Source organism: Streptomyces griseoviridis (assembly GCF_005222485.1).
Classification (GTDB): domain Bacteria; phylum Actinomycetota; class Actinomycetes; order Streptomycetales; family Streptomycetaceae; genus Streptomyces; species Streptomyces hintoniae.
Genome location: NZ_CP029078.1, coordinates 3,717,501 through 3,741,924, shown reverse-complemented (window position 1 = coordinate 3,741,924; position 24,424 = coordinate 3,717,501). Strand labels below are relative to the sequence as shown.

General features: G+C 72.9%; 19 protein-coding genes. 13 read left to right on the top strand and 6 right to left on the bottom strand.

Going from position 1 to position 24,424, the window contains the following annotated elements; genetic code table 11:
- Positions 1-14 precede the first annotated feature (14 nt).
- From DDJ31_RS15700 to DDJ31_RS15685, 4 genes are all read right to left on the bottom strand, one after another.
- Complete coding sequence (locus DDJ31_RS15700) at positions 15-1,013, bottom strand: DNA-3-methyladenine glycosylase family protein (protein WP_127179668.1); 999 nt, start codon at positions 1,011-1,013, stop codon at positions 15-17.
- 451 nt (positions 1,014-1,464) lie between these two features.
- Complete coding sequence (locus DDJ31_RS15695; RefSeq protein ID WP_127182771.1) at positions 1,465-2,808, bottom strand: coenzyme F420-0:L-glutamate ligase; 1,344 nt, start codon at positions 2,806-2,808, stop codon at positions 1,465-1,467.
- Between the two features lie 14 nt (positions 2,809-2,822).
- A complete protein-coding gene (cofD, locus tag DDJ31_RS15690) occupies positions 2,823-3,782 on the bottom strand; it encodes a 2-phospho-L-lactate transferase (protein ID WP_127179669.1) in 960 nt (319 codons plus the stop codon).
- A 33-nt stretch (positions 3,783-3,815) separates the two neighbouring features.
- Positions 3,816-4,334, bottom strand: a complete 519-nt coding sequence (locus tag DDJ31_RS15685) for a cysteine dioxygenase (RefSeq protein WP_127179670.1) — start codon at positions 4,332-4,334, stop codon at positions 3,816-3,818.
- 691 nt (positions 4,335-5,025) lie between these two features.
- On the opposite strand from DDJ31_RS15685, the gene DDJ31_RS15680 reads away from it, so the two are divergent.
- The 3 genes from DDJ31_RS15680 to DDJ31_RS15670 all read left to right on the top strand — a co-directional run bounded on the left by DDJ31_RS15680 (position 5,026) and on the right by DDJ31_RS15670 (position 10,662).
- A complete protein-coding gene (locus DDJ31_RS15680; RefSeq protein WP_003975777.1) occupies positions 5,026-5,289 on the top strand; it encodes a WhiB family transcriptional regulator in 264 nt (87 codons plus the stop codon).
- A gap of 217 nt (positions 5,290-5,506) precedes the next feature.
- Positions 5,507-9,169 (top strand): glycosyltransferase family 2 protein, encoded by a 3,663-nt coding sequence (locus tag DDJ31_RS15675; RefSeq protein WP_127179672.1) that lies wholly within the window; start codon positions 5,507-5,509, stop codon positions 9,167-9,169.
- The gene (locus DDJ31_RS15670; RefSeq protein WP_127179673.1) at positions 9,166-10,662 is read left to right on the top strand and encodes a DUF5719 family protein; all 1,497 of its coding nucleotides are present in this window, start codon (positions 9,166-9,168) and stop codon (positions 10,660-10,662) included. The genes DDJ31_RS15675 and DDJ31_RS15670 overlap by 4 nt, the downstream gene beginning before the upstream one ends.
- A 40-nt stretch (positions 10,663-10,702) precedes the next feature.
- On the opposite strand, the gene DDJ31_RS15665 is transcribed toward DDJ31_RS15670, so the two are convergent.
- A complete protein-coding gene (locus DDJ31_RS15665; protein ID WP_127182772.1) occupies positions 10,703-11,152 on the bottom strand; it encodes a metallopeptidase family protein in 450 nt (149 codons plus the stop codon).
- A gap of 303 nt (positions 11,153-11,455) precedes the next feature.
- Here DDJ31_RS15665 and DDJ31_RS15660 point away from each other — a divergent pair, with 303 nt between their 5' ends.
- The 9 genes from DDJ31_RS15660 (at position 11,456) to DDJ31_RS15620 (ending at position 21,772) form a co-directional block, all read left to right on the top strand.
- Complete coding sequence (locus DDJ31_RS15660) at positions 11,456-11,875, top strand: DUF3499 domain-containing protein (RefSeq protein ID WP_127179674.1); 420 nt, start codon at positions 11,456-11,458, stop codon at positions 11,873-11,875.
- Between the two features lie 223 nt (positions 11,876-12,098).
- Entirely contained in the window at positions 12,099-13,715 is a 1,617-nt protein-coding gene (locus tag DDJ31_RS15655; RefSeq protein WP_127179675.1) for an L-lactate permease, read from the top strand.
- A gap of 104 nt (positions 13,716-13,819) precedes the next feature.
- Positions 13,820-15,184: a phosphomannomutase/phosphoglucomutase gene (locus tag DDJ31_RS15650; protein ID WP_127179676.1), complete on the top strand. Its 1,365-nt coding sequence runs from the start codon at positions 13,820-13,822 to the stop codon at positions 15,182-15,184.
- 225 nt (positions 15,185-15,409) lie between these two features.
- The gene (locus DDJ31_RS15645) at positions 15,410-15,580 is read left to right on the top strand and encodes a Trm112 family protein (RefSeq protein WP_127179677.1); all 171 of its coding nucleotides are present in this window, start codon (positions 15,410-15,412) and stop codon (positions 15,578-15,580) included.
- 57 nt (positions 15,581-15,637) lie between these two features.
- Positions 15,638-16,780: an SIS domain-containing protein gene (locus DDJ31_RS15640; protein ID WP_127179678.1), complete on the top strand. Its 1,143-nt coding sequence runs from the start codon at positions 15,638-15,640 to the stop codon at positions 16,778-16,780.
- Between the two features lie 83 nt (positions 16,781-16,863).
- Entirely contained in the window at positions 16,864-18,015 is a 1,152-nt protein-coding gene (gene manA, locus DDJ31_RS15635) for a mannose-6-phosphate isomerase, class I (RefSeq protein ID WP_127179679.1), read from the top strand.
- A 151-nt stretch (positions 18,016-18,166) separates the two neighbouring features.
- Entirely contained in the window at positions 18,167-19,147 is a 981-nt protein-coding gene (locus DDJ31_RS15630) for a cation diffusion facilitator family transporter (protein WP_127179680.1), read from the top strand.
- A 301-nt stretch (positions 19,148-19,448) separates the two neighbouring features.
- A complete protein-coding gene (gene ahcY, locus DDJ31_RS15625) occupies positions 19,449-20,906 on the top strand; it encodes an adenosylhomocysteinase (protein ID WP_127179681.1) in 1,458 nt (485 codons plus the stop codon).
- A 251-nt stretch (positions 20,907-21,157) separates the two neighbouring features.
- Positions 21,158-21,772, top strand: a complete 615-nt coding sequence (locus DDJ31_RS15620; RefSeq protein WP_127179682.1) for a hypothetical protein — start codon at positions 21,158-21,160, stop codon at positions 21,770-21,772.
- Positions 21,773-21,782: 10 nt separating this feature from the next.
- On the opposite strand, the gene DDJ31_RS15615 is transcribed toward DDJ31_RS15620, so the two are convergent.
- Complete coding sequence (locus tag DDJ31_RS15615) at positions 21,783-22,805, bottom strand: RDD family protein (protein ID WP_127179683.1); 1,023 nt, start codon at positions 22,803-22,805, stop codon at positions 21,783-21,785.
- 128 nt (positions 22,806-22,933) lie between these two features.
- Between DDJ31_RS15615 and DDJ31_RS15610 the strand changes: the two genes are divergently transcribed.
- Positions 22,934-23,941, top strand: coding sequence for a stage II sporulation protein M (locus DDJ31_RS15610; RefSeq protein ID WP_127179684.1), 1,008 nt, complete (start codon positions 22,934-22,936; stop codon positions 23,939-23,941).
- The last annotated feature ends 483 nt before the right edge of the window (positions 23,942-24,424 follow it).

Sequence of the window (24,424 nt, the reverse complement as noted above, 5' to 3'; positions counted from 1 at the left end):
CCGGCGCCCCCGCGTCACAACCGTCCGATGTCGGTCCGGTACATCCGAGGCGCCCGCCGCGCAGGGCCGTTCCCGCTGAGCAGCACCAACCGGGCGGCCCGGTGCCGCTGCCCGGCGTACGGCTCCAGCAGCGACAGCATCACCTCGTCGTCCGCGTCCCGGTCCCCCGCGAGCACCCACCCGACGATCCCCGGCAGATGCAGGTCCCCCACGGTCACCGCGTCCGCGGCGCCATGGCTGCGCTGCACGGTCTCCGCCGACGTCCACGGGCCGATCCCCGACACCACCTCGAGGCGGGCACGGGCCGCCTCGGGCGTCATCCCCACCGACTCCTCAAGCCGCGCGGCCACCCGCACCGCCCGCAGCACGGTGGCGGCCCGCTTGTCGTCGACCCCGGCCCGATGCCACTCCCAGGACGGGATCAGCGCCCACGCGCGGGGCGAGGGCATCACCCAGAGCCGGCCACCGGCGGCGGGTCCCGGCGCGGGCTCCCCGAACTTCCGCACCAGCAGCCGCCAGGCCCGGTACGCCTCGTCGGCGGTGACCTTCTGTTCGAGCACCGACGGGATCAGCGACTCCAGCACGAGACCGGTCCTGGTCAGCCGCAACCCGGGCCGCAGATGCCGGGCGAGCGCGACGGCGCGGTGACGCGGCACGAAGGCGGCGGGGTCGTCGGCGCAGCCGACCAGATCGGGCAGCCGCTCCAGCAGCCAGTCGGCGCCCGGCCCCCACGCCTCGCCGCGCACGGCGGTCGCGCAGGCGGAGGCGGTGACGCGCAGGGTGCCGGGTCCCGCGGGCGTCAGACTGGCCCGCCACACCGATCCGTCGGGCAGCGCCCGGTAGGTGGGATCCCAGGGCCCGCGCCGCAGCGGCCCGAGCACGAGCCCCAGATCGACGGGCCCGCCGGGCACCACGACCCGCACCCGCGCGGCACCGGCGGCATCCTGCCGGGGCACACCGGACGGCACGCGCACGTCGGTACGCGTGGTCCGTGGAGCGAAACGTCCCGCCAACGAAAGTCCTGAGGTAGCCGAAAACCGGTAGCCGAAAACCGCCCCTACGAGCTTAAACGCCCCGCGATGTGCGGCGGCCAGCAGCCCTGAGCACGCTTCGATCCGGAGCGGCCTTCGATCCCGAGCACGCTTCGATCCGGAGCGGCCTTCGATCCTGAGCGGTCCTCGATCCGGAACCGCCCCGGACGTGGAACTCTCCCGGACGTGGAACTCTCCCGGACGTGGAACTCTCCCGGACGTGGAACTCTCCCGGACGTGGAACTCTCCCGGACATGGAACTCTCCCCGACCGGGAGCTTGCTCCGCTCCGGGAACCGGGTTTGCTCCGGGAACCCGGTTTGCTCCGGGAGCCGGGTCCGCCCCGAAAACCCGGCCCGCCCCGGACACCGCGTGCCACTCGGCGCCCGGCGCCCGGTCCTCACCGGACACCTCGCGCCGGGCCGTGCCGCCGTTCACCGCACCTCGATGAAACTCCCCGCGTCCCGTGCGGGCCTCGGCCGCGGTTCCTCCGCGGGGTGGCCCACGGCGACCGCGCCCATCGGGTCCCACTCCGCCGCCAGCCCCAGCACCTCCCTGACCACGTCCCGGCAGAACATCGTCGACGACACCCACGCCGACCCCAGCCGCTCCCCGGCCAGCGCGACGAGGAGGTTCTGCACCCCGGCGCCCGCGGCGACGACGAACATCTCCCGCTCGGCCGCGTCCCGCCGGGCGTCGCCGTAGCGGTGCGCGCCGTCCGTCACCAGACAGGGCACGACCAGGTAGGGCGCGGCCCGCAGCACGTCCCCGCGCCGCACCCGCTTGGCGATGGACTCCTCGGACCTGCCGTCCCGCCGCAGGTCGGCGATCCAGGCGTCGCGCATCGCGTCGAGCAGCCGGGTCCGTGACTCCTCGGACTCCAGCAGCACGAACCGCCACGGCGTGGTGTGGTGCGGCGCGGGCGCGGTGACGGCCGCGGCGACCGCCCGCCGTACCGCGCCGGGGTCGACGGGCGCGTCGGTGAACGCCCGCACGGTGCGGCGCTGGGTCACCGCCTGCCTGACCGCCTCCGAGGTGCCGAGCCGGAACATGTCGTCGCGGGCGCCGCGCACCATGGCCCGCGCGCCGTCGTCATCGGCGTCGGCTCCGGCGTCGGTCACGACGTGCGGCAGCCCGCGCACCACGGCGACCGGCCGCCCGGCCGCCTTGCCCTTGACGAGGTCGCCCGCCGCGGCCAGTTCGTCGGCGGTCGCCACCACCGTCGCGCTGAGCGGGTTGCCGTACGCGTCCGTGCCGCCGCGCAGGTCGTCGAGGACGCGCACCCCGGCGGCGCCGATGGCGACGTCGGTGAGCCCCGAGCGCCAGGGCCGCCCGAACGTGTCCGTCACCACCACACCGACCCGGACGCCGAGGGCGTCGCGCACTCTGTCGCGGATCGCGCGCGCGGAGGCGTCGGGGTCGACGGGCAGCAACAGGACGGTCCCGGCGGGGGTGTTGGACGCGTCGACGCCCGCGGCGGCCATGATCAGCCCCTGCCGGTTCTCGACGATCCGCAGGGTGCCGCGCCGGGCGACGACCCGTACGGTCTCCGCGTCGATCGCGGCCTCCCGGTCGGCCGCCTCGACGATCCGGCCCTCCGCCTTGGACACGATCTTCGAGGTGACCAGCACGACGTCCCCGTCGGCAAGACCCGGTTCGGCGGCGGCGATCAGCTTCGCGAGATCGTCCCCGGCGCGCACCTCGGGCATCCCTGAGGGCGCCCACACCCGGTACTCCGCGGGACCCGGGCCGCTCCCGCGGCCGCCGTTGTCCGTCACCGCGCCCGTGCCGCTCACGCCGCCCGCACCTCCTCCGCCAGCGCCAGGGCCGCGCGGGCCATCTCCGCCGTCGCGTCCAGGTCGGTCATCATCAGAGGGACGGCGCGGCAGCGGATGCCGGCCGTCTCGACCCGCTCCACCACGCCCGCGTCCACGGTGTCGACGAGCCAGCCGTCGAGCAGCCCCGAGCCGTAGTGCTCGGCGACCGCCGCGGCCGTCGACTCCACGCCGACCGCCGCGAGCACCTTGTCGGCCATCCCGCGCACGGGCGCGTCCCCGACGATGGGGGAGAGGCCGACCACCGGGACCCCCGCCTCGGCGATGGCCTCGCGCACCCCCGGCACGGCGAGGATCGTGCCGACCGAGACGACCGGGTTGGACGGCGGGAACAGCACGACGTCCGCCGCCGCGATGGCCTCGAGGACGCCGGGCGCGGGCTTGGACTGCTCGGCGCCGACCGGCACCACGGCCTCGGCGGGCACGGAGGCCCGCAGCCGCACCCAGTACTCCTGGAAGTGGACGGCCTTGCGCTCGCCGTCGATCTCGACGGCCACGTGCGTCTCCACGCGGTCGTCGGTCATCGGGATGAGCTTCACGCCCGGCTGCCAGCGGTCGCACAGCGCCTCGGTGACCGCGCTGAGCGGAAAGCCCGCGGCGATCATCTGGGTCCGCACGATGTGCGTGGCGAAGTCCCGGTCGCCGAGCCCGAACCAGCTCGGCCCGGCGCCGTACGCGGCCAGCTCCTCCTTGAGATGGAAGGTCTCCTCGGCCCGCCCCCAGCCCTGCTCCTCGTTGATGCCGCCGCCGAGGGTGTACATCACCGTGTCGAGGTCGGGACAGACCTTCAGACCGAAGAGGTGGATGTCGTCCCCGGTGTTGCCGATGACGGTGATGTCCGCCTCCGGCGCGGCCCGCTTCAGACCGCGCAGGAACCGGGCACCGCCGATGCCGCCTGCCAGAACCACAATGCGCATGGGAGAAGTCTCGCAGGCGGGTACGACAACGCGTCAGGCAGTCACCGCACCCGCCCCGGGGCGCGGCTCGGTCCTGGCCTCGCAGTGCGGCGCGGTGTGCATCGGCATCTCGGTGAGACCGGGGTGGTAGATGTGCAGGCTGACGGCGGGCTCCAGCGTGGCGTTGACCACCTCGTGCACATATCCGGGCGCGAAGACCCGCTGGGCGCCCGCCCCCAGCACGCGCGTGGTGCGCCCGGCGCGCTCGGTGAGGGTGCCCTCCAGGACGGTCAGCACCCCGGAGGAGCGGCCGTGGTCGTGGTGGCCGCTGCCCTGGCCCGGCACCCAGGACAGCAGCCACACCTCGTAGCCGGGCCCGGTGCGCAGCCGGTGGTACCAGCGGGCGCTCGCGTCGTAGCGCACCAGGTGCGCCCACCGGGAGCGGTCGGCGGCCAGCGAGCGGGCCAGTCCGACGAACTCGGCGACGGTCACCGGGTGCTCGCGCGGGGGCTTGAGGAGGTGGGGCACTTCGAGGATGTCGCCGGCGATCTGGAGGTCGTTGTCGCTGTTCATGGGGGTGGGGAGGGTCCTCGGCGGGAGAAGTGGGGCTGGCTGGGTGTCACATACCGTCCGCCCGGGTCGCGGGCGGGAGAGGCGGGCCCTGGGTGGGGCGGGAGAGCAGCAGCCGAGTCGGGATGGACTCAGGGGCAGCCGGAGCGCGGGTGGCTCAACAGCTGGAACGGCAACAACAGCTACAGCGAGCGCGGGCAGCACCGTGGGACCCGGCGGGGCGGGTCGAGGTGAGTGCCAAGTTCGCGAGCATGCCCACTAGGACAGCGGTTCACACCTTCACTGTCAACTCGACGTCCGAAATGCGGGACATGGTTCACCTCTTCCGGTTCTTCTGAAAGATGAAAGGTTTGTTCACCGGGTTGCCGGGACACATGGCGCAGGACCGGGCGCGCACACCTCATCCGAGGGGCGCGCGGGAACGCGATCGAACCCCTGCACGTCCTCCTCCGTACCGAGCCCGGTGGGCCGGGCGCGGAAACGGAGGTTCCGGGGGGCCTCGTCTGCGTGTCAAGGTTTATGCCGATTTGAACACTTACCGCACGGCCTTGGTTCCGCAGAGTGAATAAGGGGCCCAATAGCAGATCTCGGCTTGACTCGCCCGGAGCAGCACACTTGTAATTTCACTCGTGTCGTTCAGCCGGAACGGTAACGGCCACATCACGGGGACGCGAAAGACGGACGAGGGGCGCACATGACCGAGCTGGTGCAGCAACTGCTGGTCGACGACGCGGACGAGGAACTCGGCTGGCAGGAGCGCGCACTGTGCGCCCAGACCGACCCCGAGTCCTTCTTCCCCGAGAAGGGCGGCTCCACCCGCGAGGCCAAGAAGGTCTGCCTCGCCTGCGAGGTCCGCTCCGAATGCCTTGAGTACGCCCTCGCCAACGACGAGCGCTTCGGCATCTGGGGCGGCCTCTCCGAGCGCGAGCGGCGCCGCCTCAAGAAGGCCGCCGTCTAGGGCTCCACAGCGGCACCGCAGACGGCGGCGAGCGCCTGACAGGGCGTCATCCGAGCAGCAGGGCACCGCGGCAACGGCCCGTCACCAGTGGGTTATCCACAGGCGGCGGGCCGCCGTCATGCCCAGCCGATAGTGTGGTCGCTCGTCCGAGACACCGCGCCGCTCCCAGCGGCCGCGAGAGTCCACCGCAGTCCATCGAACCGGGGCCCGTACCTCGATGTCCGTGCACAGCCATACGGCAGCCCAACACGACGCTGCCACTCCTGAGTTCCCGCGTCACGTGGTGACGGCGGTGCTCGTCGCCCATGACGGTGCCCGCTGGCTGCCCGAGGCGCTGTCCGGGCTCCTCGGCCAGGAGCGCCCCGTCCAGTTCGCGGTGGCCGCCGACACCGGCAGCGCCGACGCCTCCGCCCAACTGGTCACCGAGGCGCTCGGCGCCGACCACGTGCTGCACCTCGCCCGGCGCACCGGCTTCGGCCAGGCCGTCGAGGAGGCAGGCCGCACGGCACCCGTCCTCACACCGGACGAACTGCCGTACCTGAAGCGGCCGAGCGGCTGGGACCCCGTCACCCGCACCTGGCGCGACGACGCCTACGACCTGCCCGAACTGCCGTACGGCGAACCCGTCCAGTGGCTGTGGCTGCTGCACGACGACTGCGCCCCCGAACCGGACGCGCTCGCCCAGCTGCTGCGCGTGGTCGACAACGAGATGGAACTCGGCCGCGACGACGTGGCCGTCGTCGGCCCCAAGCTCCGCGGCTGGTACGACCGCAGACAGCTGCTGGAGGTCGGCGTCTCCATCGCCAACTCCGGCCGCCGCTGGACCGGTCTCGACCGCCGCGAACAGGACCAGGGCCAGCACGACCACGTCCGCGCCGTGCTGTCCGTCTCCACCGCCGGCATGCTGATCCGCCGCGACGTCTTCGAGCAGCTCGGCGGATTCGACCGCCGCCTGCCGCTCATGCGCGACGACGTCGACCTGTGCTGGCGCGCCCACCTGGCGGGCCACCGCGTCCTGGTCGCCCCCGAGGCCGTCGTCCGGCACGCCGAGGCCGCCTCCCGCGAGCGCCGCGCCGTCGACTGCGTGGGCCGCACCGCCGCCTCCCCGCACAAGGTCGACAAGGCCGGCGCCGCCTACACCCTCCTCGTCAACGTCCGCGGCGCCGCGCTGCCCTGGGTGCTGCTGCGCCTGGTCCTCGGCACCGTCCTGCGGACCCTCGCCTACCTCGTCGGCAAGGTGCCGGGACAGGCCCTCGACGAGATCCGCGGCCTGCTGGGCACCCTGCTGCGCCCCGAGCGGATCATCGCCGGACGGCGCGGCCGGGGCAGCCCGCAGATCGACAAGGAGGAGCTGCGGGCGCTGTTCCCGCCGCCCGGAGCGACCATCAGGGCCACCGTCGAACAGGCCGCGGGCAGCTTCGTCGACAACTCCGACCCCGAGGTCACCTCGGGCGCGGGCCGGCACGGCGGCGGCATCGAGTCGGGACCCGGCGGCGACGACGCCGACTTCCTGGAGATCGAGCAGTTCGCCCGCCTCAAGCGCATCGCCCGCAAGCCGGGGCCGATGCTCTTCCTGATGCTGCTGCTGGTCTCGCTCGCCGCCTGCCGCTCCCTGCTCGGCACCGGCGCGCTCTCCGGCGGAGCCCTGCTGCCCGCCCCGGCCGACGCCTCCGAGCTGTGGTCCCACTACCTCGACGCCTGGCACCCGGTCGGCACCGGAGGCATCCCCTCCGCACCGCCGTACCTCGCCGTCGTCGCGGCGCTCGCCACCCTGCTGTTCGGCTCGACCGGCCTCGCGCTCACCGTCCTGATGGTCTGCTCGGTACCGCTCGCGGGACTCACGGCGTACTTCGCCTCCCGCCCGCTCGTCGAGTCACGGCTGCTGCGCGCCTGGGCGGCCGTCGTCTACGCCTTTTTGCCCGCCGCCACCGGCGCGCTCGCGGGCGGCAGGCTCGGCACCGCCGTGCTGGCCGTGCTGCTGCCGCTGATGGCCCGCGCGGGCGTCGCCGCCAGCGGTCTCGCCCACAGCTCGGGAGCGCGCGGCAGCTGGCGCGCGACCTGGGCGTACGCCCTGCTCCTGACGGTCACCACGGCGTTCACCCCGATCGTGTGGCCGGTCGCGCTGCTGCTCGGCGTCGCCGTCCTGGCCGTGCGCCGCACCGAGATCACCGCCTACGGCCCGCGCTTCCTCGCCCAGCTCGGCACGCCCCTGCTGGTCCTCGCGCCGTGGTCGCTCTCGCTGCTCCCGTTCGGCTTCTTCAAGGAGGCGGGCCTGGAGTACGGCTCCTCGGCCGCCTCCGCGCTCGACCTGCTCGGCGCCAGCCCCGGCGGCCCCGGCACGGTCAGCGGGCTGATGCTCATCGGCATCGTGCTGGCCGCGCTCGCCGCCCTGCTGCGCTCCGAACGGCAGTTCGGGATCTGGGCGTCCTGGCTGGTCGCCCTGGTCGGCCTGGTCTTCGCGGTGCTGTCCAACGGCTCCACCTGGGCAGGACCCGCCACCCTCGTCTACGGCCTCGCCCTGCTGGCCGCCGCCGTCCTCGGCGCCGACGGCGCCCGCTCCCGGGTCGCCGAGCAGAGCTTCGGCTGGCGCCAGCCGGTGGCCGCGCTGATCGCCTTCGCGGCCGCCGCGGGCCCGCTGCTCATCGCCGCGGGCTGGATGATCCGCGGCGCCGACGGCCCCCTCGAACGCCGTGACCCCGTCCAGGTGCCCGCGTTCGTCGCCGAGGACAGCGGCACCAGGGACCAGGCCCGCACCCTGGTCCTCGACAGCGACTCCACCGCGCGCGTGGCCTACACCCTGGTCCGCGGCTCGGGCGCCCGCCTCGGCGACGCCGACCTCGCCGCGGCCGCCGGCGGCAACGCCGTCCTGGACAAGGTCGTCGCCAACCTGGCGGCGGGATCGGGCGCCGACCAGTCCGACCAGCTCGGCAAGTTCGCGGTCCGCTACGTCCTCGTCCACAAGGGCACCCCGCGTCAGGTCACCCGCGTCCTGGACGCCACCCCCGGACTGAGCCGGCTCAGCCAGCAGGGCGGCAGCGCCCTGTGGCGGGTCAACCAGGAGGTGGCCCGCGCCACCATCACCCCGGCCTCCGGCACCGGCGCCGCGCAGCCCGTCGCCGCGGGACCCGTCGAGATCCACACGGAGATCCCGGCCGGCGCCGACGGCCGCGTCCTGCGCCTCGCCGACACCGCGGCCGAGGGCTGGACGGCCACCCTGGACGGCAAGCCGCTCACCCGCACCACCGTCGACGGCTGGGCCCAGGGCTTCCGGCTGCCCGCCGCGGGCGGCCGGCTCGACGTCACCTACGACGCCCCGATCACCCACACCGCCTGGATGTGGGGGCAGGGCCTGCTCGCCCTCGTCCTGGTCGTGCTGGCCCTGCCGGGGCGCCGTCGCGTCGTCGACGACGACCTTCCGGACGAGCCGGAGATCCCGACCCAGGCCGAGGCCGGCGAGGGCCGCCGCGCCCGCCGTCTGCGCGCCCAGGCCGAGGAGACCGAACACCCGGAACAGGCGGGACACCCAGAACACGCCGAACACGCAGAACACGCAGAACACGCTCCGCAGGAGGAGACGGCGGCGGCGATCCCGCAGCAGCAGTCCTACGGCGAGTGGGACCAGAACCCGTACGCGGGCGCCGAGTACGGCGGCTACGGCGACCAGCGGCAGTACCCGGCGGGCGGCTACGACCAGACGTACCAGGCCGACCCCTACCAGGGCGGCCAGTACGACCCGTACGCCTACGACGGCTCCCAGGGGAGCTACGAGCAGCAGCCCTACGACCCCTCGTACCAGCAGCAGGGCTACGACCCCCGGTACGACCAGGCGGGGCAGCCGCACCCGAACAACCCCGATCGCCCCGACGGGAGTCAGCAGTGAACCGCAGCACCCTCTCCCTGCTCGCCGGCACGGCCGCGCTCGCCGCGATCACCGGCTTCGCCTCGATGTCCGAACCGGCCGCCGCCACGAAGGAACCCGAACGGGCCGCGGCCGTGCTGCCGGTGGAGCGCACCAGCCTGCTCTGCCCGGCGCCGAGCACCTCGGACCTCGCCGACACCTCGTTCACGTCGTTCACGCCCGTCACCAAGGGCACGGAGAGCGCGGGCAAGGCCGAACTGACGGCCGCCACCGAGGAGTCGGCGGACGGCAAGGGCGGCAAGACCGGCAAGAAGAAGGCGGGCAAGCCCGTCGTCACGCCCAAGGCCCCCGGCACGCCCGCCACCGGGGACACCTCGGGCAGCGACGCGCCCGCGCTGATCGGCTCCGCCGAGGGCAAGTTCGCCCCGGGGTGGACGGTGCAGCAGACCACGGAGGTCGCCGCCGGCACCGGACGCGGCCTCCAGGGCGTCAACTGCACGCCCCCCGACACCTCGTTCTGGTTCCCGGGCGCCAGCACCGACGCCGACCGCACCGACTACGTCCACCTCACCAACCCGGACGACTCCGCCGCCGTCGTCGACATCGAGCTGTACGGCAAGGACGGCGCGATCGCCTCGCAGGTGGGGGAGAACCTCACCGTCCCGCCGCACTCCAGCGAGCCGATCCTGCTCTCCACGCTCACCCCTGAGAAGCAGACCAACCTCACGGTCCACGTGAACGTCCGCAGCGGGCGGGTGGGCGCCGCCGTCCAGGCGCTCGACGACAAGATCGGCGGCGACTGGCTGGCCGCCGCCACCGACCCGGCGGGCAGCCTGGTGCTGCCCGGCATCCCCAAGGACGCCACCGCGGTCCGGCTGATCGCCTTCGCGCCGGGCGACGCGGACGCCGACCTCACCGTGAAGCTCGCCTCCCCGACCGGCCTGATCACCCCCGCGGGCAACGGCGAACTCCACGTCAAGGCGGGCATGACGGCCGCCGCCGACCTCGGGGACATCACCCGGGGCGAGGCCGGCTCCCTGGTGCTGACGCAGACCGGCCGGTCCGTGCCGGTGGTCGCGGCGCTGCGGGTCGTGCGCGGCAAGGGCGCGGCCCAGGAGACGGCGTTCATCCCGGCGGCCGGCGCGGTCGGCGCCCGCGCGACGTCCGCCGACAACAACGCCAAGGGCTCCACCCTGTCGATCACCGCCCCGCGCGCGGGTGCCCAGGTGAAGGTGACGGCGTCGGCGGGCAGCGAGGGCGGCACCGCGGCGTCCAAGACGTTCACGATCAAGGGCGGTACCACCCAGGACGTGGCCGCGCCCACCCCGAGCGGCGGGAAGGGCGGCTACGCGCTGACCGTCGAACCGCTCTCCGGCGGCCCGGTCTACGCCTCCCGCACCCTCGCGGCCACGGAGGGCGGCGTCCCGGGCTTCACGGTCCAGACGCTCTCCGACGACCGGGGCACGGTGTCGGTGCCGCGGGCGCGGCAGGACCTGTCGGTGCTCCAGAAGTGACCTGCGGGGGACGGGCCGCGGGGAAGGGTGACCGGGAAGGTCACTCCTCCCCGTAGCGCGGGTCGACCGTCTCCGGGGTCAGGCCCAGCAGTTCGGCGACCTGCTCGACGACAACCTCGTGCACCAGCGCGGCCCGCTCGTCGCGGCCCTTCACGCGGATCTCCACCGGCCGCCGGTAGACGACCACGCGCGCGGGCTGCCCGTCGCGGGCCGCGATCGTGCCGCCCAGCGGCACGGCCTCGTCGTTCCAGGTGGTGCCGGGGCCGTCGAGGCGCGGCACCTCGAGGACCAGGAAGTCGATCTCGGCGAGCTGCGGCCACCGCCGCTCCAGCCGCTCCACGGAGTCCCGCACCAGGTCCGCGAACGCGTCGGCGCGGCTCGCCGCGAGCGGCACCTGGGGCGGCGCGATCGGTCCGCGCATCCCCCGGCCGTGGCGGTCACGACGGCGGGGTCCTGGACCTGTGGCTCGGGGCGGTACGGGGCTGTCCATCACCGCTGAAGCGTAGTCCTCGGCGGGGCCGCACGCCCGCCCCCACGCTGCATCGGGGCCGCGCCGGGGCCGCGCCGGGGCACGCCCGGACCGCCTGGCGCGAGGCGATCATTCCAGCCAAGGTTGGGCTCGTTCTGGTATGCCGCAGGACCGTTGCGTGCGAGACAATTGGTGCGTTTGTACCGAGTGTTGATCGGGTGCGGGTTGCATGACACCCTGTCAGTGCGCGTCCGCGCAGGTCAGGTGGGTGTGCCGAAAGGGACGTGTGGGGCGTTTCACAACACGACACGGTGGAGTGACCTGGTGGAGAGTCGTCGCGGCCCGTTCAAGAGTGCGGTACCGTCCAACGTCGTGAGCCCTGTACGTCGCTGTTCTCGCACCGCTTGCGGCCGTCCCGCCGTAGCGACGCTGACGTACGTCTACGCCGACTCGACCGCGGTCCTCGGCCCGCTCGCCACCTACGCGGAACCCCACTGCTACGACCTGTGCGCCGAGCACTCCGAGCGTCTCACCGCGCCCCGCGGCTGGGAGGTCGTCCGGCTCCTCGACAGCTCGGCCCCGGCCCGCCCGAGCGGTGACGACCTGGAGGCGCTGGCCAACGCGGTCCGCGAGGCGGCCCGCCCGCAGGAGCGCAGGGCGCAGGCCGGGGGCGCCCGCGGGGCGGACCCGATGGAGGTCGCGCGCCGGGGCCATCTGCGCGTGCTGCGCTCCCCGGACAACTGACGACCGCCTTCACCGGCAGCCGCTGAACGGTTTCCTCGCGCTCCTCCCGTCGCCCTCTTCCCTTCCTCGCGCCCCCGCCGGCGCAGACACCCTCGCGGATCCTGTCCCGGCCCGGTCGTCCGTGCGCGCCCATTGACTCGTTCTTGTCGCGGACACGACCATTTCCTGAGCGGAATCAAGAAATCACCTTTCCGCATCATGGAACCGGACCGGGGAGGCGCCCGTGTACGTCCAGCAGTTGCGACCCGTCGCCGACTCGCTCGGCCTCTCCGCCCTCGTCGCCGCGCTGCCCCTGGTGATCGTCCTGGTCCTGCTCGGCGGCGTCCGGATGAAAGCCCATCTCGCGGGCCTCAGCGGCCTCCTGACGGCCGTTCTGGTCGCCTGCCTCGCCTACCGCATGCCCCTGGACCAGACCCTCTCCAGCGCCGCCCAGGGCGCCGCCTTCGGCCTCTTCCCCATCCTCTGGATCGTCGTCAACGCCCTGTGGGTGTACCGGATGACCGTCCGCACCCGCCACTTCGACGTCCTGCGCCGCTCCTTCGGACGCCTCTCCGACGACCCGCGCGTCCAGGCGCTCGTCGTCGCCTTCTGCTTCGGCGCCCTCCTGGAGGCCCTCGCCGGATTCGGCGCCCCCGTCGCGATCTGCTCGGTCATGCTCGTCGCCCTCGGCTTCGACCCGGTGCGCGCGGCCGTGGTCTGTCTGGTCGCCAACACCGCGCCGGTCGCCTTCGGCGCCATGGGCACCCCGGTCGTCACCCTCGCCCAGGTGACCGGGCTGCCACTGGACACCGTCGCCTCCGTGGTGGGCCGTCAGACCCCGCTGCTCGCCCTGGTGGTGCCGCTCGTGCTGGTCGGCCTGGTGGACGGCAGGCGCGGACTGCGCGAGACCTGGGTGCCCGCCCTGGTGTGCGGAGTCGCCTTCGCCGCCGCCCAGTTCGCCGCCTCCAACTACGTCTCCGCGCAACTCGCCGACATCGCCGCCTCCTTGATCGGCGCGGGCGCCCTGGTCGCCGTACCGCACGCGCGCGTGCCCGCCGCGGAGACGGTCCGCGCCTCCGTGCTCACCGGCGCGCGCGGCGAGGACTTCGACCAGCGGGACCCGCGCCCCGAGGTGCTGCGCGCCTACACCCCGTACGCGCTGATCGTGGTGGTCTTCTCGGTCGCCCAGATCCCCGCCGTCAAGGACTGGCTGGCGCGGGCGACCCGGACCTTCGACTGGCCCTTCCTCGACGTCGTGGACGCGCACGGCGCGCGGGTCGGCGGCAACGTCTTCAGCTGGCCGGTCGTCTCCACCGGCGGCACGCTCGTACTGATCGCCGGGGTGGCCGCCGCCGTCGTGCTCGGCGTGCACGCGCGCGTGGCGGCCGCGGAATGGCTCGCCACCGTGCGCGAGTTGAGGTTCGCGATCCTCACCGTGACCTCCGTGCTCGCCCTCGCGTACGTCATGAACCTCTCGGGACAGGCCGCGACGATCGGCTACTGCGTGGCGGCGGCGGGCGCCGGACTCGCCTTCCTGTCACCGGTGCTCGGCTGGTTCGGCGTGGCCGTCTCCGGCTCCGACACGTCCGCCAACGCGCTGTTCGGCGCCCTCCAGGTGACCGCCGCCCGCGAGTCGGGCCTGTCGCCCGAACTCCTCGCCGCCGCCAACAGTTCGGGCGGTGTCCTCGGCAAGATGATCTCCCCGCAGAACCTGACCATCGCCTGCGCGGCCGTGGGTCTCGCCGGACGCGAGGGGGACGTGCTGCGCAAGGTGCTGCCGTGGAGCGTGGGACTGCTGCTGGTGATGTGCCTGATCGTGGTCGGCCAGAGCACCCCGGTCCTCGGCTGGACGCTGCCCTGAGCCGCCGCGCGCCCGCCCCGCCCGCCCCCAGGGCGTCCGCACAGCGCACGGCCATCCGCTCCGGGTAGTTTGAGGCGACCCACAGGACTTCGGAAGGGCTGGCCGTGGCTGCTGATCTCACGCGGATCGTGAAGGCGTACGACGTGCGCGGAGTCGTCCCCGACCAGTGGGACGAGTCCCTCGCCGAGCTGTTCGGGGCCGCCTTCGTCCAGGTGACCGGCGCCGACGCGATCGTGACCGGGCACGACATGCGGCCCTCGTCGCCCGGCCTGTCGCGGGCCTTCGCGCGCGGGGCCGCCGCGCGCGGGGCGGACGTGACCGAGATCGGCCTCTGCTCCACCGACCAGCTCTACTACGCCTCCGGCGCGCTCGACCTGCCCGGCGCGATGTTCACCGCCTCGCACAACCCGGCCCAGTACAACGGCATCAAGATGTGCCGGGCGGGCGCGGCACCCGTCGGCCAGGACACTGGCCTCACCGAGATCCGCGAACTCGCCGAGCGCTGGAGCGACACGGGCGCCCCCGAACCCGTCGCGACCCCGGGAACCATCGGTTCGCGGGACACGTTGGAGGAGTACGCGGCCCACCTCCGCTCGCTCGTGGACCTGACCTCGGTACGCCCCCTGAAGGTCGTGGTCGACGCGGGCAACGGCATGGGCGGTCACACGGTCCCCACGGTCTTCGCCGGCCTCCCGCTGACCGTGGTCCCGATGTACTTCGAGCTGGACGGCACCTTCCCCCACCACGAGGCCAACCCCCTCGACCCGGCCAACATCGTCGACCTCCAGCGGCGCGTCCGCGAGGAGGGCGCCGACCTCGGGATCGCCTTCGACGGCGACGCCGACCGCTGCTTCGTCGTCGACGAACACGGCGACCCGGTCTCCCCGTCGGCGGTCACCGCCCTGGTGGCCGCGCGCGAACTCGCCCGCAACGGCGGACACGGCGTGATCATCCACAACCTGATCACGTCCTGGTCGGTCCCCGAGGTGGTCGAGGAGCACGGCGGCACCCCGGTGCGCACCCGCGTCGGGCACTCCTTCATCAAGGCCGAGATGGCGCGCGCGGGCGCGATCTTCGGTGGCGAGCACTCCGCGCACTACTACTTCAAGGACTTCTGGAACGCCGACACGGGCATGCTCGCCGCCCTGCACGTCCTCGCGGCCCTCGGCGGCCAGGACGGCCCGCTCTCGGCCCTCGTCGCCGAGTACGACCGCTACGTCGGCTCCGGCGAGATCAACTCCACCGTCGACGACCAGACCGGCCGCCTCGCCGCGATCAAGGCCGCCTACCAGGGCGCCGACGGCATCACCCTCGACGAACTCGACGGCCTCACCGTCTCCGCCGCCGACTGGTGGTTCAACGTCCGCCCCTCCAACACCGAACCGCTGCTGCGGCTGAACGCCGAGGCGCGGGACGAGGCGACGATGGCCAAGGTGCGCGACGAGGCACTGGCCCTCATCCGCGGCTGACCGGCCAGAGCCGACCGGTCCCGGCCGGAGCCGGCCCGGTCAGAGCCGGCCGGACCCGGACCGACGCCGACAGGGGCCCGGGGCCCGGCCCGCGGTGCTCTCCGCGGGCCCGGCCCGCCACCGCCTGGACGCCCGCCGGGCGGGCCCGTCCCACGACCCCGCCCGCACCCCGCCACGGCGGTACCCTGACCAGGCACATCCGCCCCAGCTCCGAAGGGAAAACCCATGCCGCTCGAAGCCGGCCTCCTGGAGATCCTCGCCTGCCCGGCGTGCCACGCCCCCCTCAGGGAGGACGACACCGAGCTGATCTGCACCGGCCAGGACTGCGGCCTCGCGTACCCCGTCCGCGACGGCATCCCGGTCCTCCTGGTCGACGAGGCCCGCCGCCCGGCGTAACCAGGCCCGCCGCCCGCACGACCCGCCCGCCCGCACGGCGCCCGGAGGCTGCCGCACATGCTCGACGAATCGCTGCTCGACACCCCCGAGGCGCTCTCTGCGGCCGACCGCCGCGGCCTGCTGCGCGGCGCGGCCGAGGCCGGCGCCCGGGTCCGCACCGCCGCCCGCAACGCCGTCGAGGCCGGTGTCCCCGACCTCACGCCCGAAGGCCGCCCCCGCGCCGTCCTGATCGCGGGCCCCGGCGCCGCCGCCACCAACGTCGCCGACCTGCTCGGCACCCTCGCGGGCGCGGGCAGCCCCGTCATCCGCCTCGCCCCCACCGGCGTCGCCCCGGCCGCGGGCGCCCTGCGCTGGGAGCTGCCGGGCTGGGCGGGCTCCGTCGACCTGCTCCTCATCGCCACCCCCGACGGCTCCGAACCCGGCCTGTCCCTGCTCGCCGACGCCGCCTACCGGCGCGGCTGCACGGTCGTCGCCGTCGCCCCGGGCCGCACCCCGCTCAGCGAGTCGGTCGCCGGCGCCCACGGCCTCTTCGTGCCGATGGCGACCGCCCCCTACGAGCAGGAGGACGACGAGAACGGCGTCGAGGTCACCGCCTCGGCCCCCGGCGTCCTGTGGGCGCTGCTCACCCCGCTGCTCGCGCTCCTCGACCGCACCGGCGTGCTCAGCGCCCCGCCGGAGGCCCTGGCGAAGGTCGCCGACCGCCTCGACCAGGTCGCCGAACGGTGCGGCCCGGCCGTCGCGACGTACAGCAACCCCGCCAAGACGCTCGCCTCCGAACTCGCCGAGTCGCTGCCCGTCGTCTGGACCGAAGGCGTCTCCGCCGGACCCGCCGGGCGCCGCTTCGCCGCCTCCCTCGCCGAACTCTCCGGCACCCCCGCGGTCGTCGCCGAACTGCCCGAGGCCCTCGTCGCCCACAGCACGCTGCTGGCCGGCCGGCTCGCCGCGGGCGCCGACCCGGACGACTTCTTCCGCGACCGCGTCGACCAGGCGCCCGCGCTGCACGCGCGCGTGGTGCTGCTGCGCGACCGCCCCACCGGCGGCCTCACCGCCGCCCCCGCCGCCCGTGACCTGGCCCTCAGCCACGACACGCCGATCAGCGAGCTGGAGCCGGAGGCCGGCGGCGAACTGGAGACCCTCGCCGAACTGATCGCCATCACGGATTTCGCCGCCGTTTACCTGGCGCTCGTCTCCGGGGCCTGACCTTGACGCCGACGCCCTGACCGCCGCGGCGACGGCGACCCGCGTCACCCCAGTGCCCGACCGAGAACGGCAGAGAGAACCGCATGGACCGCCTCGACAACACCGTCCGCCCCTACGCCTGGGGTTCAACCACCGCCCTCCCCGGGCTGCTCGGCACCGCACCGAGCGGCGAACCGCAGGCGGAGATGTGGATGGGCGCCCACCCCGGCGCGCCCTCGCGCACCGGACGCGGCACCCTCGTCGAGGTGATCGACGCCGACCCGCGCCGGGAGCTCGGCCCGGCCGCCACGGCGAAGTTCGGCCCCCGGCTGCCCTTCCTGCTCAAGCTCCTCGCCGCGGGCGCCCCGCTCTCCCTCCAGGTCCACCCCGACCTGGAGCAGGCGAAGGAGGGCTACGCCGACGAGGAGCGGCGCGGCATCCCGGTCGACGCCCCGTACCGCAACTACAAGGACGCCAACCACAAGCCCGAACTGATCTGCGCGCTCACCGAGTTCGACGGCCTCTGCGGCTTCCGCGACCCGGCCGGGACCGCCGACCTGCTGGCCGGACTCGGCGTCGACTCCCTGAAGCCGTACGTCGACCTGCTGCGCGCCCGTCCCGAGGACGCGGCCCTGCGCGAGGTCCTCACCGCCGTCCTCACCGCCGACCCGGAGGACATGCGCCGCACGGTCACCGAGACGGCGGCCGCCTGCGCACACCTGGGCGGCGCCTACGCCCCCTACGCGGACATCGCCCACCACTACCCGGGCGACCCCGGCGTCATCGCCGCGATGCTCCTCAACCACGTCAGGCTCCAGCCCGGCGAGGCCCTCTTCCTGGGCGCGGGCATCCCGCACGCCTATCTGAACGGCCTCGGCGTCGAGATCATGGCCAACTCCGACAACGTGCTGCGCTGCGGTCTCACCCCCAAGCACGTCGACGTCCCCGAACTCCTGCGCGTCGTCCGCTTCGAGGCCGGTGACGCGGGCGTCCTGCGCCCCGAGGCGGCCCCGGACGGCGAAGAGGTCTACGCGACGCCCATCGACGAGTTCAGGCTCTCCCGGTACGTCCTGCCCGAGGGCGCCGCGGCCCGCGACCTCACCCGCGACACCCCGCAGATCCTGCTCTGCACCGCGGGCACGGTCCGCGCGGGCGAGCACGAGCTGACGCCCGGACACTCCGTGTTCGTCCCGGCGGGGGAGAAGGCCGAGGTGTCCGGCGCGGGAACGGTCTTCCGGGCCACCGTGGTCGTCTGATCGGTTTGTCTTATCGGGCTTGTGGACACCTGACACACCACTGCCCGACCGGACTGCAACAATGACCCACCGGCAAAGGCCGGGCAAAACCCCAGGGCGGGCAGCGGACCCGGCCGGTGGGCGTACGAGGGTGAAGGGACAACGCGAACACATGAGCGCGTCAGGCGGCACCAAGGCGATCGTGGCGGCACTCGGCGCCAACCTCGCGATCGCGGTATCGAAGTTCGTGGCGTTCGCCTTCAGCGGTTCGTCGTCGATGCTCGCCGAGGGCGTCCACTCCGTGGCCGACTCGGGCAACCAGTTCCTGCTCCTGGTCGGCGGCAAGAAGGCCCAGCGCGAGGCGACCCCGCAACACCCCTTCGGCTACGGCCGCGAGCGCTACATCTACGCCTTCCTCGTCTCCATCGTCCTCTTCTCCGTCGGCGGCATGTTCGCCATCTACGAGGGCTACGAGAAGATCAAGCACCCGCACGAGATCGAGCACTGGTACTGGCCGGTGGGCGTCCTCGTCTTCGCGATAATCGCCGAGGGCTTCTCCTTCCGCACCGCCATCAAGGAGTCCAACCAGCTCCGGGGCACGCTCTCCTGGTCCCAGTTCATCCGCCGCGCCAAGGCACCCGAGCTCCCCGTCGTCCTCCTGGAGGACTTCGGCGCCCTCATCGGCCTGGTCCTCGCCCTCGGCGGCGTCGGCCTCGCCCTGCTCACCGGCGACGGCATCTGGGACGGCATCGGCACCCTCCTCATCGGCATCCTCCTCGTCCTGATCGCCCTCGTCCTCGCCGCCGAGACCAAGTCCCTGCTCCTGGGCGAGGCCGCGGGCACCGAAGAGGTCAGGAAGATCGAGGCCGCCGTCGTCGACGGCGACACGGTCACCGGCATCATCCACATGCGCACCCTCCACCTCGGCCCCGAGGAACTGCTGGTCGCCGCGAAGATCGCCGTCCAGCACGACGACACCGCCGCCGAGGTCGCCGCCGCCATCAACGCCGCCGAGGCCCGCATCCGCGCCTCCGTCCCGATCGCCCGCGTCATCTACCTGGAACCGGACATCTACAGCGAGGCCGAGGCCGCCAAGGGCGCCGACCGCGAGGCCACCCCCGGCGGCCCCGACGCCCACCCCGCCGGCCACTGATCCCCCCTCCTCCGTCCGCCTCCTCGTCCGCCACGGCCGTCCTGATCGGTCCTGATCACGCCGGCCGATCCGGAGGCGGACTGGGGACGGCCGCCCGCCCGGTGTAGCTTGGGACAGAGCCAGACGTCGCTGCTGATGGCGGTCGGGCGGTCCCACCGCGGACCGGCCGAGGGAGAGAGGGCCTCCGACGGACTGCGCTGCGCGCACGCGGGCATGCCTGTGCCCTCCTTCGGGCACCCCTGTGTCCGCTCGCGCAGACCAGCCGTACCCACCTCGCCCCAACCCCGAGGAGCAGCTCCCCATGACGACTGTCGACAGCCGACAGGACTTCAAGGTCGCCGACCTCTCCCTGGCCGCCTTCGGCCGCAAGGAGATCACCCTCGCCGAGCACGAGATGCCCGGCCTGATGGCGATCCGCAAGGAGTACGCCGCGACGCAGCCCCTGGCCGGCGCCCGCGTCACCGGCTCCCTGCACATGACCGTGCAGACCGCCGTGCTCATCGAGACCCTCGTCGCCCTCGGCGCGCGGGTCCGCTGGGCCTCCTGCAACATCTTCTCCACCCAGGACCACGCGGCCGCCGCCATCGCCGTCGGCCCCGAGGGCACCCCGGACAACCCCCAGGGCATCCCGGTCTTCGCCTGGAAGGGCGAGACGCTCGACGAGTACTGGTGGTGCACCGAGCAGGCGCTGACCTGGCCGGACAGCCCCACCGGCGGCCCGAACATGATCCTGGACGACGGCGGCGACGCCACCCTCCTCGTCCACCAGGGCGTCGAGTTCGAGAAGGCCGGCAAGGTCCCCTCGCCCGACACCGCCGAGTCCGACGAGCACCGCGTCATCCTCGAACTCCTCAACCGCACCATCATCGACGGCTCGCAGAAGTGGACCCAGCTGGCGTCCGAGATCCGCGGCGTCACCGAGGAGACCACCACCGGCGTCCACCGCCTGTACGAGATGCAGCGCGAGGGCACCCTCCTCTTCCCGGCGATCAACGTCAACGACGCCGTCACCAAGTCGAAGTTCGACAACAAGTACGGCTGCCGCCACTCCCTGATCGACGGCATCAACCGCGCCACCGACGTCCTCATCGGCGGCAAGACCGCGGTCGTCTGCGGCTACGGCGACGTCGGCAAGGGCTGCGCCGAGTCCCTGCGCGGCCAGGGCGCCCGCGTCATCATCACCGAGATCGATCCGATCTGCGCCCTCCAGGCGGCGATGGACGGCTACCAGGTCACGACCCTCGACGAGGTCATCGACAAGGCCGACATCTTCGTCACCACGACGGGCAACAAGGACATCATCATGGCCTCGGACATGGCCAAGATGAAGCACCAGGCGATCGTCGGCAACATCGGCCACTTCGACAACGAGATCGACATGGCCGGCCTCGCCAAGATCCCCGGCATCGTCAAGGACGAGGTCAAGCCGCAGGTCCACACCTGGACCTTCGAGGACGGCAAGGTGCTCATCGTCCTCTCCGAGGGCCGCCTGCTGAACCTCGGCAACGCCACCGGCCACCCGTCGTTCGTGATGTCCAACTCCTTCGCGGACCAGACCCTGGCCCAGATCGAGCTGTTCACCAAGCCCGACGAGTACCCGACCGACGTCTACGTGCTGCCCAAGCACCTCGACGAGAAGGTCGCCCGGCTGCACCTCGCCTCGCTCGGCGTGAAGCTGACGACGCTCCGCCCGGAGCAGGCGTCGTACATCGGCGTCGAGGTCGACGGCCCGTACAAGTCGGACCACTACCGCTACTGAGCCGACCAGATCCGGGCGTGACCCGGACCTGACCGGGATGGGACCCAGGGCGAGCCCGGGTCCTATCCCCGGCAAGCTCAAGAGTCAGGCCCCCGCACCCCCGTGCCGGGGGCCTGCCTCTTTGACCGCCGTCAGTGGTCGCCTCGCCCGGTAGCCGGTAGCCGGTAGCCGGTAGCCGGTAGCCGGTAGCCGGTAGCCGGTCGGCCGTCGCCAGGCGCGGCCGGATCAACCCGTCAAGACCCAGGACCCCCATGCCCCGCGGCCGTTATTCGCTCCACGATCCGCACGATCACACCCCCTTGGCAGACGAGCACTTCCACTGCGCCCCCGGCCCGTCCGGCTGGCGCTATGTCTCCCAACTGACCTCCCCCACAGGCGACCACCGAGGCTCCGTCGATCTCGCCCTCGACGAACTCGGCCGCCCCATCCGCCTCGAACTGCACGCCGAGAGCTGGCAGATCCGCGGCGCCGCCCTCGACGGCGTCACCTGGGTCCGTACCGACCCCACGGGGACCGAGGCCACCGAAGGCAACGTGCGCGCCCACGCCTTCACCGGCACATCCCCCGCGTTCCTCATCGCCACCGCCCGTCTGCTGCGCCTCACCCCCTCCGCCTCCGCCACCCGCGTACGCCTGGTCGCCTTCACCGATCCGGTGCTCGCGCCACGCACCGTGGATCAGTCCTGGGCCTTGGTGAACAGCGAAGCACACGCCACTGACAACGGCCCTCTGACCGTGGAGGAATACCAGGTCACAGCCCTGGACACCGGCGAGCGGCACACCGTGCACTTGGCCGGCGACGTGGTGCTCTCGGCACCGGGGATCGAGCTGGAGGACCTGGAGACACCGCCGTCGACGTTCGCGTGACGGAACCCGCCTACGCGGGCGGCACGAAGCCGGTGGGCTTGGAAGTGCCGCCGGGGTGACTCGTGTCCGTGGGAGGCGCGGGAGTGGCGGGAGGCGCGGAGGGCGAGGAAGGCGCGGCGACGGGACCGTCGGCCGGAGCCTTGCCCGGCGCCGGACCCGCCTCGGGGGCCCAGGCGGCCGGAGGAGCGTAGGCCGAAGCCTTCGCCGGCATCCCGGCCCCGGGGAACTGGGGAGCGACCGCGTACGGAGGCACCGCACCGACCGGTCCGCCGGGCAGCGCGGAACCGTGGGCGAAGGCCCGCCGCGCCTCCCGCGCCTGCCGCTCCTGGAGCACGGCCGCCAGATACGCGCCCGGCGGGACGTCGGGCGGAACCGGAGTGCCGGTGCGCTCCGCCAGGTCGGAGGCGAGCCGCTGCGCCATGCCCCAGCCGACCTGCGGGTCCAACTGGTGCATCCGCGTCAGGTACTGACGCACGGCGAGCCACAGGCCGTCGGGGACCGCCGACAGATCGAGGTCCGAGAACCGCCCGGCCAGCCAGGGCGGGGGCGGCGGCAGGAAACCGGTCCGCGAGACGGGCACCCGCTCCCGCACCACGAGGGTGCCCGCGAACACGTCCCCGAGGCGGCGCCCACGCGCCGAGACCAGGGAGGCGATACAGGCGACGACGCCGAACGTCATCAGGATCTCGACCACGCCGATCCCGCCGCGGACCAGCGCGTGCCGGAACCGGATCGGGCCGCCGTCGTCCCGTACGACGCGCAGCCCGCACGCCATCTTCCCGAGCGACCGCCCGTGCGTGAGGGTCTCGACGGCGATCGGCGCTCCCACCAGGATCAGCACGAAGCCCGCGATCGAGACGGCGGTCTGCGCGGCGTCGTCGAGCGAGGCGGTCGCGGCGGACAGCCCGATGCTCAGGACGATGTACACGACCACGGCCAGGAGCAGGTCGAGCAGGATCGCGAGCCCCCTGCTGGGCAGCTTCGCGGGGCGCAGCTCCAGTGCCACCGCCTCGCCCGTCACCAGCTCACTCACGTCATGGTCCTTCCCCTGATCAGCATCGAGAACGGCCAGTCTGCCAAGCTGAGGACACTTTGTGCGTCAGTAAGACAAGCTGACATCAGTGACGCGCCCCGACGAGCAGCCGAGGAGCAGGCAGACCGATGGACCTCGACGTATTCGTCACCGCCCACCGGGCCGAGTGGGACCGCCTCGAAGCGCTGCTCGGACGTCGACGTCGTCTCACCGGGGCGGAGGCCGACGAACTCGTCGCCCTCTACCAGCGCACGGCCACGCACCTCTCGCTGATCCAGTCCAGCGCTCCCGACCCCCAGCTGACCGGACGCCTCAGCCAACTCGTGGCACGCGCGCGTAACGCGGTGACGGGAACGCGACGCGCTTCCTGGCGGGACGTGACCCGCTTCCTCACCGAGGGGTTTCCGGCCGCGGTCTACCGATCCCGCCGCTGGTGGGTGCCGACCGCGCTGCTGTCGACGGCCGTCGCCGTGCTCCTGGGGTGGTGGATCGGCACCCATCCGGAGGTCCAGGCGAGCATCGCGGCCCCCGACGAACTGCGCGCGCTGACCCGTCCCGGGGGCCAGTACGAGACGTACTACTCCAGCCATCCCGCGGCGTCCTTCGCGGCCCAGGTCTGGACGAACAACGCGTGGGCCGCCGCCCAGTGCCTGATCTTCGGGGTCTTCCTGGGCCTCCCCGTCCTGTGGATCCTCTTCCAGAACATGCTCAACCTCGGTGTCGGCTTCGGTCTGATGTCCTCGGTCGGCCGTCTGGACACCTTTCTCGGCCTGGTCCTCCCGCACGGGCTCCTGGAGCTGACCGCGGTGTTCGTCGCCGCCGGCACCGGACTCCGTCTCGGCTGGACCCTCATCGACCCCGGCCAGCGGACCCGGCGCACGGCTCTCGCCGAGGAGGGCCGAGCCGCCGTGGGCATGGCCATCGGGCTGGCCCTGGTCCTCTTCGTCTCGGGAGCGATCGAAGGCTTCGTGACACCGTCAGGACTGCCCACCTGGGCCCGCATCGGCATCGGGGTGGCGGCCGAGGCGGCCTTCCTCGCCTACGTCTTCGTCCTGGGCGGACGAGCGGTCCGCGCGGGCGCGACGGGCGACGTGGAAGCCTCGGAACGGAGCGCCTCGGTGCCCCTGGCCGCCTGATGTGCAGACAGCCCTCCAGAGCTGTTAGTCTCTTGTTCGCCCCAGGAGGTCCGTTGACACGGAGCGATCGGGGCGGTAGATTCGAACAGTTGCCTAGAACTGGTTCTTCCGGTCGGCAGCGGTGAGTATCTGACTGCTTCTCAGAACATCGGTGAACGTCGATGCCGCAGAAGCACTCCCGATAAATCGGAAAATGAGTTGCCGGTCAGTCCGGCGCGAAACTTCTGATAAAGTCGGAACCGCCGGAAAGGGAAAGCGCGAAAGCGAAAACCCCGGAAAGCACCGAGGAAATCGGATCGGAAAGATCTGATAGAGTCGGAAACGCAAGACCGAAGGGAAGCCCGGAGGAAAGCCCGAGAGGGTGAGTACAAAGGAAGCGACCGTTCCTTGAGAACTCAACAGCGTGCCAAAAGTCAACGCCAGATATGTTGATACCCCGTCTCCGGTCATCATGACCGGGGCGAGGTTCCTTTGAAGAAAACA